A 16,567-nucleotide genomic window follows, 5' to 3' on the forward strand; every position below is an offset into this window, starting at 1 on the left:
ATCGGCGGCGCAGATATTATTGACTTAAAAAACCACCACTCAATAGGAGTGATGGCTTAATTTTAAACAACATAAATATTAGCACTTCTTTACTAAGATTTTACATTATTTTTCATCTGTCCGATAACATCTTGATATGTAAGCTCACTTCCGAAGATAGCACTGCCGGCGACGAAGGTATCGGCTCCCGCGGCTGAAATTTCAGCAATATTATCGAGGTTTACCCCGCCGTCAATCTCGAGACGAATCTCGCGATCTTGTTGATCAATCATCGTGCGTAATGTCTTGAGTTTATCGAGTGCTGAGGGGATAAACTTCTGTCCGCCAAAGCCAGGATTAACACTCATTACTAGTACCATATCTAAGTAATCCCAAACATGATCTAAGACATGAATTGGTGTGGCTGGATTGAGGACTAACCCCGCTTTACAGCCGAGTGATTTGATCAATTGAAGCGAGCGATCGACGTGAAGACTTGCCTCAGGGTGGAAGGTGATATAGGTCGCGCCCGCTTTAGCAAAGGCTTCAATCATGCGATCAACGGGAGAGACCATCAAGTGCACATCGATCGGAGCCGTCACGCCATAATTGCGTAGCGCTTTACAGATCGTCGGGCCGAAGGTTAAGTTTTCCACATAGTGATTATCCATTACGTCAAAATGGATAATGTCTGCGCCAGCATTGAGCACCGCATCCACTTCCTCTCCAAGGCGAGCAAAGTCCGCTGAGAGAATGGAAGGGGCGATCCAAGGCGTCTGTTTCATCATTTAAATCTCCTAATGTTTATCGTTAGATCGATGCAAGTACGCGATCCATCGCGTTAATAGTTGCATCAAGATCATCATAGCTGTGCGCATTTGAGACAAATCCCGCTTCAAACGCACTTGGCGCAAGGTAGATGCCTTCATTTAACATGCCGTGGTAGAATTTTTTGAAAAACTCGATATCGGAGCTCATCGCGTCTTTGTAGCTTTCTACTTTACGGTCGGTAAAGAAGAGTCCAAACATTCCGCAAACGTGATTGGTTGAGATGGTTTTGCCATGTTTTTCAAAGACCTTGTTGATGCCTTCGATGAGGTAATCGGTTTTCGCTTTAAGCTCATCGTAAAACCCTTCTTTTGACACAAGTTCTAAGGTTTTTAAACCGGCTGCCATCGCAACGGGGTTTCCGGATAAGGTACCAGCTTGATAGACGGCACCGTTTGGTGAGAGGTGATCCATAATCTCCTGTTTTCCGCCAAATGCGCCAACAGGCATTCCGCCACCGATCACTTTTCCGAAGGTGGAAAGATCGGGGGTAATATTATATAAGCCTTGTGCTGAGTGTTTGTGCACGCGGAAACCGGTCATCACTTCGTCCATAATAAAGACCGCGCCATGATCGGTACAGTTTTGACGAATCGCTTCCAAAAAGCCTTTTACCGGCGGAATACAGTTCATATTTCCGGCAACGGGCTCAACAATAACGCAGGCAATGGTATCGCCATATTTTTCAAAGGCGGCGTTGAGATCGTCAATGTTGTTATATTCTAAAACGAGCGTGTGCTGAGTGAGATCGGCAGGAACGCCCGGTGATGAGGGTTCGGCAAAGGTTAGAAGGCCCGAGCCCGCTTTAACGAGTAACGAGTCTGAGTGGCCGTGATAGCACCCTTCAAATTTGATGATTTTATCGCGTCCGGTGTATCCGCGAGCAAGACGAATCGCACTCATGGTCGCTTCCGTTCCAGAACTTACCATGCGCACGGAATCCATCGAAGGGATGATCTCAATGACGCGCTTTGCAAGCTCGGTTTCAAATACCGTTGGCGCACCAAATGAGAGGCCGTTTTTTGCCGTTTCAATCACCGCATCGATCACTTCAGGATGAGCATGCCCAACGATCATCGGACCCCATGAACCGACATAATCGATATACTTTTTACCTTCTTCATCGTAAATGTAAGGACCTTCTCCTTTTTTGAAGAAGATCGGCGCGCCACCCACCTGTTTAAACGCGCGAACGGGAGAGTTCACACCGCCGGGAATGTATTTTTGGGCTTCTGCATATAAATTATCAAAATGACTCATATTCAATTAATCCTTTTTATAACGATGAATCGATAAATTCTCTGACAATATTATGAAGGGAAAACTCCATTTGTTCAATGCGATTAAATTCACTACAATAGGCGGAGTTATTTAGATAAGGACACTATATGGACGAAAATATTAAAGATGCACTCTTAAATGCGCTCGATGAGATGAAAGCGATCAACCCGAAAGCGTATGATGTTAAAGATATTGTGAGTTATGCCGATTGGGTGTTAGTGGTATCAGGGACATCAGGCGCGCACATTGCATCGATGATTCGTAAAGCCGAAGAGGCAATGCTTAAAGAGGGCTATAAACCGATCGGAATCGAAGGTCAGCAACGTGGGGCAGACTGGATTTTGATCGACTTTGGCGATCTGGTGCTTCATGTGATGAGTGAAGAGAAGCGCGATTTTTATCAACTTGAAAAACTCTTCATGGTGTAATGGTCATCTATCTCATTGCCGTCGGTCAAAATATGCCGGCGTGGGTAAAAACGGGCTATGACGAGTACGCCTCGCGTCTAAAACAAGAGGTGGAACTTAAATTGATTGAAGTCGCTCCCTCGCCGCGAAAGAAAAAGAGCGATCCGAAGAAGATTCTCAAAGAAGAGGCCGATCGAATTCGTAAAGCGATTCCGAAAAATGCCTATATCGTTGGGCTTGATGTTATCGGTAAAGCGGTTTCAACGCCGGAGTTAAGTCAGCGATTGGAAAATTGGATGCAGATGGGGCGCGATGTCGCCATCTTAATTGGCGGGCCCGAAGGATTTGATCCGGAGATTAAAAAAGAGTTTGAGACAAGTATCTCACTCTCAAAATTAACGCTGCCGCATCCGATGGTGCGCGTGATTATCGCCGAACAGCTCTTTAGAGCGTGGAGCATTATTCACAATCATCCCTATCATCGTGAATGATGGGTTTGTGGTTATAGCTGTACAAGATAAACAATGATCGAAGTGGTCAAAATAAAAGAGAGCGGGGAATCATCCTTCGCTCTCTTTTTTTTGCCTAAATATTTATTATGGGGTATAGGGATGTTACTCTTTAATTCCAACAAATTCACCAAACAGATCGTGTGATGAATAATCATCAATGCGGGCAAGGACGATTTTGCCCTCAAGATTATCCGGTGCATTATCCACAAATACGACACCATCAATATCGGGAGCATCGGCTTTTGAGCGACCAATCGCGCCTTCAGCGTCATATTCATCAATGATCACTTCAATGGTGGTGCCAACGCGCGCTTCAAGTTTCGCTTCCGAGATCTCTGCCTGCACTTCCATAAAGCGAGCTAAGCGCTCTTCTTGGATCTCAGGATCGATGAGCTCAGCAATATCATTCGCTTTTGCGCCAGTAACCGGTGAATATTTAAAGGCGCCCACGCGATCAAGTTTCGCTTCACGGAGGAAATCGAGAAGCTCTTCAAACTCTTCTTCCGTTTCGCCCGGGAAGCCGACGATAAAGGTGGAGCGAATCACAATTTCTGGGCAAATTTCGCGCCATTTTTTAATGCGTTCGAGCATATTTTCGCTATTGGCGGGGCGTTTCATCGCTTTTAAAATACGCGGAGAGGCGTGCTGTAATGGCACATCTAAATAGGGAAGGATTTTTCCTTCGGCCATCAGTGGAATCAGTCTGTCTACGTGCGGATAGGGATAAACATAATGGAGGCGCACCCAAACACCGAGCGTTGCAAGCTGTTCGCAAAGCTCTTGAATGTTTGATTTAACCGGGCGGCCATCCCAAAATCCGAGCTCATATTTCGTATCAACGCCGTAAGCGCTCGTATCTTGCGCCACCACTAATAGCTCTTTTACGCCGGCATGAACGAGCTGTTTTGCTTGCGTTAACACACGATCAATCGGGTAAGATTGATGCTTTCCGCGCATCGTTGGAATAATGCAGAAGGTGCAGGAATGATTGCATCCCTCTGAAATTTTAAGGTAGGCGTAGTGACGTGGGGTGAGCTTAATCCCGCCTTCAGGCACTAAATCGGTAAATGGATCGTGCGGGCGGGGCAGGTGCATGTGAATCGCATGCATCACTTCTTGGAACGCGTGCGCGCCGGTGATGGCTAAAACGTTGGGATATTTTGCGAGAATCTCTTCTGAGCGGGCGCCAAGGCAACCGGTGACGATCACTTTACCATTCTCATCGAGGGCTTCGCCGATCGCGTCCAAACTCTCTTGAACGGCCGAATCGATAAATCCACAGGTGTTCACCACCACAAGGTCCGCCGATTCATAATCGGGCACAATCTCGTACCCTTCGGTGCGAAGTTGCGTCAAAATATATTCAGAATCCACAAGGGCTTTCGGGCAACCAAGGGAGATAAAACCAACTTTTGGGGTATTGCTTTGCATAGAACGTTGCTTACATCGTTGTTGAAAAATAGGGCTCTATCATACTATAAATTAAAAAGGGCGGACAAAAAAACGCCCCACTTTATGATAAATGGGGCGTTGATTAACGAGGATTAATTCCAGATTGTTTCTGGCTTAGCCTTTGTATTTACTGAGAACAACACACGCGTTCGTTCCACCAAATCCAAAGCTGTTGCTTAAGATATTATTGAGCTCGATATTATCGATGCGCTCACGTACGATTGGATACTCAGCCACTTCAGTATCTAACTCATCGATATGCGCGCTTGCTGCGATAAAGTTGTTTTCCATCATTAAAAGTGAGTAGATCACTTCATTCACTCCAGCTGCGCCAAGTGCGTGACCGGTAAGTGATTTGGTTGAGGTCAGTTTCGGGAATTTATCGCCGAATACTTTATTGATCGCGCGAACTTCCGGTAAGTCACCAGCGGGAGTTGACGTACCGTGTGCGTTGATGTAATCGATTTCGCCATCAACGGTAGCAATTGCTTGACGCATACAGCGTTCAGCGCCTTCACCGCTTGGGGCAACCATGTCATATCCATCAGAAGTTGCGCCGTAACCGGTGATCTCTGCATAGATTTTTGCGCCGCGAGCAAGAGCGTGTTCAAGTTCTTCAACCACAACGATTCCGCCACCGCCTGAGATCACAAAGCCATCACGATCTTTATCGTAGGCACGTGAGGCAACGGAAGGATTGTCATTGTATTTTGATGAGAGTGCGCCCATCGCGTCAAACATCGCGCTCATGTAAGGGTGAAGTTCTTCACCGCCGCCGGCAAATACGATATCTTGTTTACCGAGTTGAATCTGTTCAACGGCATTTCCGATACAGTGTGCTGAGGTTGAGCAAGCGGAACTGATTGAGTAGTTCACGCCTTTAATTTTGAAAGGTGTCGCTAAACACGCTGACACCGTTGAGCCCATGGTACGAGTGACCATGTATGGTCCAATACGGCGTGTAGAGCCGTTTTTGCGTAGAGTATCGATCGCATCGATTTGGTTTTTCGTAGATGCACCGCCTGAGCCGACGATAATTCCGGTGCGCTCATTTGAAACGAGCTCTTCAGGTAATCCTGCATCTTCGATCGCTTGTTGCATTGCAATGTAAGCATATGCGGCAGCGTCTGCCATAAAGCGGTAGGTTTTACGGTCAATCAACGACGGAAGGTCAATGTCGAGTGCGCCGTGAACTTGGGAACGAAAACCCATCTCAGCCATCTCTTCAGAGAACTTGATACCAGACTTCCCCTCTTTAAGAGACTCTAGTACCTCCGCTTTGTTGTTACCGATGCTTGATACAATACCAAGGCCTGTGATAACGACACGTTTCATTATAGTTTAACTCCTAAATTTATTAAAAATTCTCTGTTGATGTGAAAAGACCTACTTTTAAGTCTTCACCAACATAAATTTCTTTTCCATCAACTTCCATAGTCGCATCCGCGATTCCCATGGTAAGTTGTCTTAAAATAACACGTTTCATATGGATTCTATAGGTTATTTTTTTGGCAGTAGGGAGCACTTGACCAGAGAATTTTACCTTCCCAGCACCAAGTGCACGGCCACGACCTTGACCGCCTTTCCAGCCTAAATAGAAGCCAACGAGCTGCCACATTGCGTCTAAACCAAGACAGCCAGGCATGACGTTATCGCCAACGAAATGGCATGGGAAGAACCAAAGATCGGGGCTAAGATCAAATTCAGCAGTGATCGAACCTTTATTGTATTTACCACCATCTTCGGTGATTGAGGTGATGCGATCGAACATTAACATCGGAGGCATGGGAAGTTGTGCGTTGCCTTCGCCAAAAAGATTACCTTGTGCGCATTCGATTAACTCTTCACGAGTAAAGCTTGATTGTTTAGTCACTATTCGTTCCTATCTTTATATATAAGTTGTACGGGTAGGGATGACAGAGCCCCTGTATGCAAGACCCCTAATATTATCATTCCCTTAGGTTTAATTTAAGATAAAAGTCAGAAATTCCCTCTTTTGCCCACGTCCTCATAATGGTGTGGTTTGGTGTGATTTCAATCTTTTACCTAAAAAGAAATTTTTATGGATTGCGATCAAAATTTTAATGTCGCGAGTTAACGTTTCTGTTTCAATCCGATCGCAAACCCCTTAGTCGTAGAGACTTTTCTCGCCTTCAGGACGAGATTTAAAACGTCGGTGCGCCCAGAGATATTGCTCCGGCGCTTCCATAATCCACTCTTCGAACATTTGATTGAGGCGTAAGGTATCGGCCTCTAAATCATCGGTTGGGAAGTTTTCGAGCGGTGCTAAGAATTTCACATGATATTTGCCATTTTTACGAATGCAAAAATAGGGCAAGGCTCTCGCTTTTCCTAAACGGGTGAGCGTTGAGGTGGCGGTAATGGTGAGGGTATTCACCCCAAAAAAAGGGATAAAGACGTGATCGATATTGCCGTAGTTTTGGTCGGGCGCATACCAGATAAGATCCCCTTTACGTAGCAGTTTAATCAACCGGCGCGTCTCATCGCGGGTGATGGGCTCAAGGCCTGATTGATCAAAACGCATCTGATATTGCACATGTTCATAATATTCATTTTCATGCGGGCGATACATGCCGCGTACCGGTGTCATGAGACTCACTCCTCGTCCCCCAATCTCAAGTGGGCAAAAGTGAGCGGTTAAAAGCAGCGCGCCTTGGCCACTTTCGCGGAGTTTTTCCACATGCTCAAGGCCTTCGTAGACAAAGAGTTTTTTAATTTGACGATCCGGCTTCCACCACGCCACAATTACCTCAAAAATCCCCATGCCCATCGCGCGGAAATTGGCTTTCACAAGGGCTTTTTGCTCATCTTTGGAAAGATCGGGGAAACAGAGCTCAATATTGCGCTCAACAATGCGCCGACGGCTTTTCGCGACATAATAGGAGGCGCGCCCAATTTGGCGACCTAGCCAGAGCAGAAAGGGCATCGGCAGGAGCGCTACCCATTTGGCACAAAAAATTCCAAAGGCGAGGAGCTTATGATCAGAGGCCTTTGGTGGAATACGGTTACTCATACACAAATCACGCGAGATCGTTATCGATCCTATAAAATAAAATGATTAAAACAAATTATGATATCACACTCTTTAGGTGAAAAAATGGTCATTGTATTTGAGGACGGAATCTATGCAAAAATCAAATGGTTAATTTTTAGACGCAAGAGAAATATGTGATGGAGTGCCAATTATGGTCTATAATAATCTCAAAATTTCTATCTTTGGTGGGCGGTGACGGGTAATTCTCAACAGGGTTGCCAGGTTCTCGCCCTTCAATTATCCATTATTTTTAGTGAACCATTATGAGTGAAAAGAAAGTATATAGACTAATTTACGTCGATACGGACGAAGCAGCCATTACCCGATTAAAGCAGATTATCCGTACCTACGGCATAAATAGTGATCTTTTAATCGATGTCGCGAGTTTTAGCCAACTTTCTGATATTGATCAACATATCCAGACTCAAGGGTGTGATCTGCTCTTGTTAAAACACGCCGATGGACTCCCTTCGGTGAAAGAGGTGAGTGCGCTAGTTGATGTTACCAATGTGTCGATCTTCTCAATTGTTAATAAAGGCGAGCTTGAAGCGGGCCAATTCTTGCTTGAAGAGGGCGCCGATTTTGTCACCACGCTCGCAACGCCTAATGCACTCTACAAATATGTGGTTTACTCCCTTCATACTCGAAAAGTGCGCCTTGATTTTCGTGAAACGAAACGGGAATTAGTACAACTTCGAGAACAATCGGAACAGTTTTTAAGTAAAACTAAAAATGCCATCGCGTACTCCACCGATGGACTTTTTGTTTACGCCAATGAGGCCTTTTTAGATCTCTTTGGGATCGAAAACGCTGAGAAACTCTCGGGTATTTTACTGCTTGATCTATTTAGCCCCAATTACCTCTCCGAGTTTAAGAAAGTGAACCGTAAGGTGAGCCGTTCAGAAAAACCGGTTGAACAGAAAGGGGAATTTAAAAATCTGAAAACAGGTGCGCTCTTTAGCCATGATTACATTGCCCGCATGGTCAATTATGAAGGCGAGATGCGTCTTGAGATCTCAATTCCGGTATTGGATGAAGATCAATCAGCGCCAGCGACAACTGCACAGAGTGGTACTGCAGGGGGCGTACGCGTTCCGACGAAACTTGATTTTATCAAATCGATTAAAAATGATTTAGGGTCAGGAAACTGGCTTCTTTGCGTCACCATGACCGACTATCTCCGCATTTGGGGGCAAAAAGGGGTGGAAGCCTTTGAGAGCTATTTCCAAGGCGTGATGAGTAATATTAAAGGTCAATTCCACGATCTTAATATGGTGCGTTACAGTGCCGGCGCGTTATTGATGGTTATTAATGATTGTGATATCACCACGATCGACCGAATCGGCAATACCATCTCCAATACCGTGCGTAGCCATGTGCTCGAATTTAACGGTGAAGAGATTCAGTCAGAGAGTGATTACACCTACACCAGTTTAGCGATTCAAGAAGATCAAATTTTTGATGCGCTTCGTACCATTGAACGTAACTCGCGCATCATTCCGGCAGAGCTTATTGATCAAACCGGCGCGGTGGTTGAGATCGAAAGTACGGAAGATTTAGAGGGCGATAACCTCGGGGTCTTCTCGGTGCTTGGCGATGCACTTAAAGAGAATCGCGTTAAAGTGGCTTTTAGTCCGATTTCAGGCTTTAGTGGCGAAGCGAAAGATCGCTATCTCGCTGAATATGAAATTTATGATGCAAACGGCAATATTTTATCGTGGAACAAAGCGCATCTTTACGGTTTAAGTAACCCCGCAGGGGGCGAACTTGACCTACTCATTTTAAATACCGCACTTGCACGCATTGCCGAGCCCGGTAATGAAGAGAAAGAGGTCTTTTGCCTATTAACGGCGCGCATTGTGGATGAAAAAGAGATGGCCAATCGCGTCTTTAGCGCCATTGAAGGCAAATCGATTGTGGTTGGAATCAATAAGGATCTGCTCACAACCAACCGTGAAAAAGCATTAACGTTCCTCCGTGATATGAAAGCGCGTGGCATTAAAGGGGTGCTCTATGGTGGCGATAACGAAGATTTTGTTGATGAGATTTTAGAAGGCTTAAACTTTGTCGATTATGTGACCCTTGCATCGAACTTTGTATCGCGCTTGAGCCGTTTAACCGATCGCCGTATGAAAGAGAAAATCGTGTCGCTTTTTAGCGATATTGAAAACCGCAACGTGATGCTAATGGCAGAAGGGGTAGACAATCCATCGGCGATGGCGATGGTGTGGGAATATGCGATTCCTCTGGCAAGTGGGCGCATGCTGGGACAGCCGTCGGACAGTCTTGATTTTGATTTCGACCAAATGGTGATTTAAATAATGATACAGTGGTTAAAACGCTTTTCACTGCTTACGCTACTGCTGACCTTTTTGGTGGGCTGTGGCTTTCATCTGCGCGGGAATATTGCACTGCCGCCTGAGTATCAAACACTCTATGTGACGAGCAATAATAATTTAAACGATAGTTCCAATATGGCCAATGTGATTAAAACTCGCTTAGGCCGAGCACTTCGCGTGGTGGATACGCCTGAAGATGCCGATCTATATGTCTCGATCGAGGAGAGCTATCATTCACGTACGCTCGCAAGTAACGCCGGCGGTGAAACCCGTGAATATACGCAAACCTATGTGGCCGATGTTAAAGTGACAGACCAAAATGATGAGATCGTTTTGGATCAAGTCTTCCAAAAGAGCAAGGCCTTCACTCATGCTGAGAGCGATGTATTAGGGCGCGCAGCGAGTGAAAATCAATTGAAAAAAGAGTTAGCCGACGAGATGGGAATGATGTTTGTGCGTCGTCTCAGCGCGGTATTAAAATCGACCCCCAATCAACCTTTGAAAAACTAGAGCGTGAAAAAGGATTTTCGCAAGAATGAATGATGTACAGGCGTACCAAGATCTACGCAATATTGAGATCACTAAAGTAGGCATTAAAGGGCTTAAATTGCCGCTTGTTTTTGTTAACGATACGGTCAAAAATCACACCGTGATGGAAGCAGAGCTCACCGTTAATTTACAGGCGGAGCGTAAAGGCACTCACATGTCGCGTTTTATTGAGACGTGGCACAATTTTACCGATGAATTTTCCCTTGCGCGCGTTGACGAGCTGCTCGATCAACTCATTGAGCGTTTAGATGCGGAAAATGCGCAGTGCCATATGGCATTCCCGCTCTTTTATGAGCGTATTTCTCCGGTGACAAATGTCGCGAGCATTATGGATTTTGAGTGTGAAATCCGCGCGGATAAACGTCGTAATCTTTACGAGCTTACTTTGATGGCGCCGGTAACAAGCCTCTGTCCGTGCTCTAAAGAGATCTCGCGCTTTAGTGCGCACTCACAACGTTCGCATTTGAAGATTAAGCTTCGCTTTAAAGATGCCGCATCAATTGGCGCATTTTCGATCGACAAGATGCTCCACGCGATGGAAGATATCGGTTCATCCAAACTCTATCCGCTTTTGAAACGTGAAGATGAGAAATATGTGACCGAGCACGCTTATGATAATCCCAAATTTGTGGAGGATCTGGTGCGTGATCTTGTGTTAATCTTAAAAGAGCGCGAAGATTTAGCGTCGTTTACGGTGGAATCTGAGAATTTTGAATCGATTCATAATCATCAGGCGTACGCGGAAATCGTCTACTCATTTGAATAACCAATTAGGATACCTCTATGATTGAATCGGATCGTTTAATGGTCAGTGGTGATTCACTGCCTGAAGAAAAGGTGATTGATCGGGCGATACGCCCCCAAACCTTAGACGATTACACGGGGCAATCGAGTATCCGTGAGCAGTTAAAAATATTTATCCAGGCGGCAAAAAACCGTGAAGAGGCGCTCGACCATGTGCTTCTTTACGGCCCGCCAGGTTTAGGAAAAACTACACTTGCGCACATTATTGCCCACGAGATGGGAGTCGGTTTGCAACAAACCTCAGGACCTGTCTTAGAAAAACCGGGTGATTTAGCAGCGATTTTAACCAATCTTCAAGAAAACGATATTCTCTTTGTCGATGAGATTCACCGCTTAGGCGCCGTTGTCGAAGAGGTGCTCTATCCTGCGATGGAGGATTTCAAACTCGATATTATGATTGGTGAAGGGCCGGCAGCCCGTTCAATTCAGATCGATCTGCCACACTTTACCCTAATTGGTGCCACCACGCGGGCGGGGCTACTCTCCTCACCGCTTCGAGATCGTTTTGGCATTGTATCGCGCCTTATGTTCTATTCCCATGAAGAGCTCACCACCATTGTCAAACGCTCGTCCAATCTTTTAAATGTGGCGATCACCGATGATGGCGCTCATGAGATTGGTCGCCGTTCACGGGGAACCCCTCGAATTGCCAATCGTCTGTTACGCCGCGTTCGAGATGTGGCTGAAGTAAAAGGGAATGGTAACGTCACCAGTGATATTGCCGATACGGCGCTGAATATGCTCGATATCGACAAATATGGGTTTGATGAGCATGACCGTAATTTTCTTCGCTTGATTGTGAAAAAGTTTGATGGCGGCCCCGTTGGAATCGACACACTTTCAGCGGCGCTTGGGGAAGAGAAAGGGACGCTCGAAGATATGATTGAGCCATTTCTCATTCAAGAAGGCTTTATTATGCGCACCCCTCGCGGACGCGTTGCCACCAAAACCTGTTGGGAATATTTTGGATTAACCCCTGACGGAGAATAGTTTTACCGATCGAATCTCGTAAGGAAACGATATGACTCAACCGGATTTTTATGTGGCGGTGGGCAAGGCCCTTTATGAAACCGATGTCGCCGCGAAACTCTCGCAAGTCTATGCGCTATATGATGCTATTACTCAGGGCGAGATTGCGCCTTATGCGGCCGATGATTTAACCGAAATTTTACCTTCAGGACGACCGGAAAAGCCGGAGCTTGTCTCCCCGCGGGATGTGCCACGCCGTAAAATTGGCTCAGAAGAGGGCGTGCATGCGCTCATTCATTCCATCTGTCACATTGAATTTAATGCCATTAATTTGGGGCTTGATGCGGCGTATCGCTTTCGTTCGATGCCGGAGCGTTTCTATCGCGATTGGCTTTTGGTCGCGAAAGAGGAGGCGGATCACTTTTCGATGTTAGCGGATTATCTAACTTCGGTGGGTTCAAGCTATGGCGCGTTTACCGCGCACAATGGTTTATGGGATTCGGCGGAACGCACCGCTCACGACCCCCTTATCCGCATGGCGCTGGTGCCTAGAGTGCTTGAGGCGCGCGGCCTTGATGTCACTCCCGGAATTATTAATCGTTTAAAAGAGGTGGGGCAAACTGGTGTGGTTGCCATGCTTAAGCGCATTGTGCGGGAAGAAGAAGGGCATGTGATTATCGGCAATCGCTGGTATCAATATCTCTGTCGTGAGCGAAATCTCGATCCCAAAGAGACCTTTTTTAGCTTGCTTGATGAGTACGAGCAGACCATTCGCGCGCCGATTAATACCGAAGCTCGACTTCGTTCAGGATTTACCGAAGAGGAGATCGCGCTGTTGTTAGAGTCGATCGACCTATAACGATCTTCCCACCGCTATTTAAGAGTAAGAGGATGCAATGAACGCCATTCAATCACAATTATTATCGCTCACCGGTAAAGTCTTTATCGGGATTTCAGGGCTATCGCTCACAGAGGAAGAGGCTAACTGGCTACGCTCAGAGAAAGTGGGTGGGGTGATTTTATTTGCCCGGAATTATGAGTCAAAAGCGCAGTTAAAAGCGCTCACCGATTCGATTAAAGCGGTGCGTTCAGAACTTCTTATTTCAGTGGATCATGAAGGCGGGCGCGTGCAACGTTTTCGGGACGGATTTACTCACATTCCGCCAATGCGAACGCTTGGCGACGCTTATGATTTTGATCCTGAAAAAGCGCTGTTAGAGGCGACAGAGTATGGTGAAACGATCGGGCGGGAGCTGCAAGATGTGGGGGTTGATTTTAGTTATACGCCAGTATGCGATCTTGATTTTGGGCTCAATAGTGCCATTGGTGATCGCGCGTTTCATTATGATCCGTATGTGGTGGCAAAACTCACGATTGCGCTCCATCAAGGGCTTAACAGAGCTGGGTCAGTGGGGATTGCAAAACATTTTCCGGGGCATGGATATGTAGCCGCTGACACACATTTAGAGACAGCGCGCGATACGCGAACCCTCGATGAGTTGTGGCAATTTGATCTTATTCCATTTCGTGAAATTATTAACGCCGGGATTGAAGGAGTGATGCCGTCGCACATTATTTATGATGCGATCGATCCGGATTATAGTGCAGTGTCATCGAAAAAATGCATGGCATTTCTGCGGGAAGAGCTCGATTTTCAGGGCGTTATTATTAGTGATGATCTCGATATGAAGGCGGCGGATGCGCTTGGCGATGTGCACGATAAAGTCGCGGCGTGCTTTAATGCCGGCATCGATATTGTGTTGCTCTGTAATGATTTTGATGCGATTCGAGCCTATTTAGCTTAGATAAAAGCCAGAGTAAGCCCGAACGTAGCATTAACACTTCGGGCTTTTTAATGTCTGTTTTTTGTGGGTAGGGTTAATTACCGCGTTCGATCACTTCTTGTTGGAAGTGCTCAAACTGTGCAGGAGTGATCTCATTAATCTCAAGCAGATGCGCTTCAAATTCATCTTTTTCATCGGCCTCTTTCATGCCATCAATGCCGTCGGGATCGAGATAAACCATGGCGCGAATTTCACCGTTATAATTAAGCCCTAAGACTGCCTCACCATCTTCGGTGCCGGCCCAATCACGCTCGGGATAGGGGCAAAACGTGGCAAAAAACTGCAGCGCTTTTTGGGCGTAATGTTCGCGGTCGGCGGTGTAGGCTTCCACATCTTCTTTCATAATGTAAAACACATCGACGAGCACCATTCCATCGACTTCACGGGGATATTCTTCCCCATCAATTAAGACCATTTCAGCATCGCTCATAGGGATTCCTTTGTTGGATATGTAAGAGAGGTATTTACAGGCGATTGTAGCAGAAAGAGAGGGGGTGTTTCAGAATAAAGCACCCACCGAACGGGCATAAAAAAGCCTTTGAACTTAGGGGGTAACCCAAGATTCAAAGGCATTTAAATGAACGCTGATCAAATATGATGATCAGATACGTTGATCAATTTTGTAGATTAATCTTCGTCTTTGTGTGAACGGTAGAAACGTTTACGATCGTTCTCGGTGAGGTAACGCTTACGAATACGGATTGATTTTGGCGTTACTTCTACTAACTCATCGTCATCGATAAACTCGATGGCGCGCTCAAGCGTTAACTTAATAGGCGGTGAAAGCGTTAAAGCTTCGTCACTTCCCGCGGCACGCATGTTGGTGAGCTGTTTACCTTTAAGGGCATTGACTACAAGGTCATTATCGCGTGAGTGAACCCCGATAATTTGGCCTTCGTAAATATCATCCCCATGTGATGCGAAGAGGCGACCGCGTTCTTGTAAGTTAAAGAGGGCGTAAGCAAGGGCTTTCCCTTCACCGTTTGAGATTAATACCCCATTTTTACGGCGACCGACTTCCCCTTTTTTATAAGGGCCATAATGTGAGAAGTTATGATACATCAAGCCCGTTCCGCTAGTGAGCGTCATAAATTCCGTTTGGAAACCGATTAAACCACGCGATGGAATGATGTAATCGATACGAATACGGCCTTTTCCGTCCGGCATCATATCTTGCAGTTCTGCAAAACGCTCACCCATCTGTTGCATGATTGCCCCTTGATGGTTTTCGTCGATATCAAAGGTTAATGTTTCGTAAGGTTCGGTTTTAACGCCGTTCTCTTCACGAATAATAACCTCAGGACGACCCACGGCTAATTCATAGCCTTCACGGCGCATATTTTCGATTAAGATTGATAAGTGAAGCTCACCACGACCGGACACTTTAAAGCGGTCAGGGTTATCGGTATCTTCCACGCGAAGCGCAACGTTATGCACAAGCTCTTGGTCTAAACGCTCACGAATTTGGCGTGAGGTAATAAATTTACCCTCTTTACCGGCAAATGGTGAGGTATTGACTTGGAAGCTCATCGATACGGTAGGCTCGTCAACGGTTAATACAGGCAGCGCTTCAGGGTGATTAGGATCACAGAGCGTATCTGAAATATAGAGCGGCTCAATCCCGGTAAAGGAGATGATGTCGCCTGCTTGCGCCGATTCAAATTCGACTTTTTCAAGTCCACGGAAGCCCAAAATTTGTTGCATACGCGCGGTACGAATGTTGCCTTCACGGTCGATCACTTTAACCGGTGAGTTTTTAGTGATTTTACCGCGTTGAATACGGCCAACCCCAATAACACCCACGTATGAGTTGTAGTCAAGCGATGATACTTGTAATTGGAACGGTGCATCCACTTCCACATTCGGTGGATCAACGTGGTCGATAATCGCTTGGAAAAGCGGGTCCATGTTGCCATCGCGAACGTCAGAAGTTAGGCCTGCAAAGCCATTGAGGCCCGATGCGTAGATCACAGGGAAGTCGAGCTGTTCGTCAGTTGCGCCAAGTTTGTCAAAAAGTTCAAACGTTTGGTCAAGCACCCAATCAGGACGCGCGCCCGGGCGGTCAATCTTGTTGATCACCACGATTGGTTTAAAGCCCATTGCAAACGCTTTTTGCGTTACAAAGCGGGTTTGTGGCATCGGTCCTTCAACAGAATCCACAAGTAATAATACCGAATCGACCATGGAGAGAACGCGTTCTACTTCACCACCAAAGTCGGCGTGACCTGGGGTGTCCACAATGTTGATGCGATAATCTTTCCACTCGATCGCTGTATTTTTAGCAAGAATGGTAATGCCGCGCTCTTTCTCGATTTGACCTGAGTCCATTACGCGATCTGCAACTTTTTCGTGTTCCTTAAAGGTCCCCGAAAGTTTTAAAAGTTGGTCCACCAGCGTTGTTTTACCATGGTCAACGTGGGCAATAATGGCTATATTTCGTAAATTTTGTATCATCTAAATATCTTATGTTATTTGTATAAAAAACTACCAGCTCCATATTCTACTCTTTTTTTCATTTTTTTTCTCTAAAAATGGTAAAGAATAGGGG

Annotated in this window: 16 protein-coding genes; 8 read left to right on the forward strand and 8 right to left on the reverse strand. The window is 46.0% G+C overall.

Going from position 1 to position 16,567, the window contains the following annotated elements; genetic code table 11:
- Positions 1 to 92: 92 nt before the first annotated feature.
- Both rpe and hemL read right to left on the reverse strand, forming a co-directional pair.
- Positions 93 to 764 carry a ribulose-phosphate 3-epimerase gene (gene rpe / locus OXI21_RS06060; protein ID WP_347815517.1) on the reverse strand — a complete coding sequence of 224 codons (672 nt, stop codon included), beginning with the start codon at positions 762 to 764 and terminating at the stop codon, positions 93 to 95.
- A 25-nt stretch (positions 765 to 789) separates the two neighbouring features.
- Positions 790 to 2,067: a glutamate-1-semialdehyde 2,1-aminomutase gene (gene hemL / locus OXI21_RS06065; RefSeq protein WP_279618666.1), complete on the reverse strand. Its 1,278-nt coding sequence runs from the start codon at positions 2,065 to 2,067 to the stop codon at positions 790 to 792.
- Positions 2,068 to 2,195: 128 nt separating this feature from the next.
- Between hemL and rsfS the strand changes: the two genes are divergently transcribed.
- Complete coding sequence (gene rsfS / locus OXI21_RS06070; protein WP_279618667.1) at positions 2,196 to 2,516, forward strand: ribosome silencing factor; 321 nt, start codon at positions 2,196 to 2,198, stop codon at positions 2,514 to 2,516.
- Positions 2,516 to 2,986, forward strand: coding sequence for a 23S rRNA (pseudouridine(1915)-N(3))-methyltransferase RlmH (gene rlmH / locus OXI21_RS06075; protein ID WP_279618668.1), 471 nt, complete (start codon positions 2,516 to 2,518; stop codon positions 2,984 to 2,986). The genes rsfS and rlmH overlap by 1 nt, the downstream gene beginning before the upstream one ends.
- A gap of 123 nt (positions 2,987 to 3,109) precedes the next feature.
- Here rlmH and rimO read toward each other — a convergent pair whose 3' ends face one another.
- The 4 genes from rimO to lpxL form a co-directional block, all read right to left on the reverse strand.
- Positions 3,110 to 4,438 carry a 30S ribosomal protein S12 methylthiotransferase RimO gene (rimO, locus tag OXI21_RS06080; RefSeq protein ID WP_279618669.1) on the reverse strand — a complete coding sequence of 443 codons (1,329 nt, stop codon included), beginning with the start codon at positions 4,436 to 4,438 and terminating at the stop codon, positions 3,110 to 3,112.
- A 135-nt stretch (positions 4,439 to 4,573) separates the two neighbouring features.
- Positions 4,574 to 5,794: a beta-ketoacyl-ACP synthase I gene (gene fabB / locus OXI21_RS06085; protein WP_279618670.1), complete on the reverse strand. Its 1,221-nt coding sequence runs from the start codon at positions 5,792 to 5,794 to the stop codon at positions 4,574 to 4,576.
- Positions 5,795 to 5,816: 22 nt separating this feature from the next.
- Complete coding sequence (fabA, locus tag OXI21_RS06090; protein WP_279618671.1) at positions 5,817 to 6,332, reverse strand: 3-hydroxyacyl-[acyl-carrier-protein] dehydratase FabA; 516 nt, start codon at positions 6,330 to 6,332, stop codon at positions 5,817 to 5,819.
- Positions 6,333 to 6,587: 255 nt separating this feature from the next.
- A complete protein-coding gene (lpxL, locus tag OXI21_RS06095) occupies positions 6,588 to 7,493 on the reverse strand; it encodes an LpxL/LpxP family Kdo(2)-lipid IV(A) lauroyl/palmitoleoyl acyltransferase (protein ID WP_279618672.1) in 906 nt (301 codons plus the stop codon).
- Between the two features lie 284 nt (positions 7,494 to 7,777).
- Between lpxL and OXI21_RS06100 the strand changes: the two genes are divergently transcribed.
- The 6 genes from OXI21_RS06100 to nagZ are packed head-to-tail and all read left to right on the forward strand — an operon-like array spanning position 7,778 to position 13,980.
- Positions 7,778 to 9,832: an EAL domain-containing protein gene (locus OXI21_RS06100; protein WP_279618673.1), complete on the forward strand. Its 2,055-nt coding sequence runs from the start codon at positions 7,778 to 7,780 to the stop codon at positions 9,830 to 9,832.
- Between the two features lie 3 nt (positions 9,833 to 9,835).
- Complete coding sequence (gene lptE / locus OXI21_RS06105) at positions 9,836 to 10,363, forward strand: LPS assembly lipoprotein LptE (protein WP_279618674.1); 528 nt, start codon at positions 9,836 to 9,838, stop codon at positions 10,361 to 10,363.
- 25 nt (positions 10,364 to 10,388) lie between these two features.
- A complete protein-coding gene (gene folE2 / locus OXI21_RS06110) occupies positions 10,389 to 11,168 on the forward strand; it encodes a GTP cyclohydrolase FolE2 (protein WP_279618675.1) in 780 nt (259 codons plus the stop codon).
- A gap of 17 nt (positions 11,169 to 11,185) precedes the next feature.
- Positions 11,186 to 12,196: a Holliday junction branch migration DNA helicase RuvB gene (ruvB, locus tag OXI21_RS06115; RefSeq protein ID WP_279618676.1), complete on the forward strand. Its 1,011-nt coding sequence runs from the start codon at positions 11,186 to 11,188 to the stop codon at positions 12,194 to 12,196.
- Positions 12,197 to 12,227: 31 nt separating this feature from the next.
- A complete protein-coding gene (locus OXI21_RS06120) occupies positions 12,228 to 13,034 on the forward strand; it encodes a ferritin-like domain-containing protein (RefSeq protein WP_279618677.1) in 807 nt (268 codons plus the stop codon).
- A 37-nt stretch (positions 13,035 to 13,071) separates the two neighbouring features.
- Entirely contained in the window at positions 13,072 to 13,980 is a 909-nt protein-coding gene (gene nagZ / locus OXI21_RS06125; RefSeq protein ID WP_279618678.1) for a beta-N-acetylhexosaminidase, read from the forward strand.
- 73 nt (positions 13,981 to 14,053) lie between these two features.
- Here the strand turns inward: nagZ and OXI21_RS06130 are convergent, their stop codons facing one another.
- Together OXI21_RS06130 and typA are read right to left on the reverse strand one after the other, a co-directional pair.
- The gene (locus OXI21_RS06130; protein WP_279618679.1) at positions 14,054 to 14,449 is read right to left on the reverse strand and encodes a hypothetical protein; all 396 of its coding nucleotides are present in this window, start codon (positions 14,447 to 14,449) and stop codon (positions 14,054 to 14,056) included.
- A 197-nt stretch (positions 14,450 to 14,646) separates the two neighbouring features.
- A complete protein-coding gene (gene typA, locus OXI21_RS06135; RefSeq protein WP_279618680.1) occupies positions 14,647 to 16,473 on the reverse strand; it encodes a translational GTPase TypA in 1,827 nt (608 codons plus the stop codon).
- Positions 16,474 to 16,567: the final 94 nt, after the last annotated feature.

The organism is Ignatzschineria sp. RMDPL8A (assembly GCF_029815055.1).
In the GTDB taxonomy this organism is placed as follows: Bacteria; Pseudomonadota; Gammaproteobacteria; order Cardiobacteriales; family Wohlfahrtiimonadaceae; genus CALZBJ01.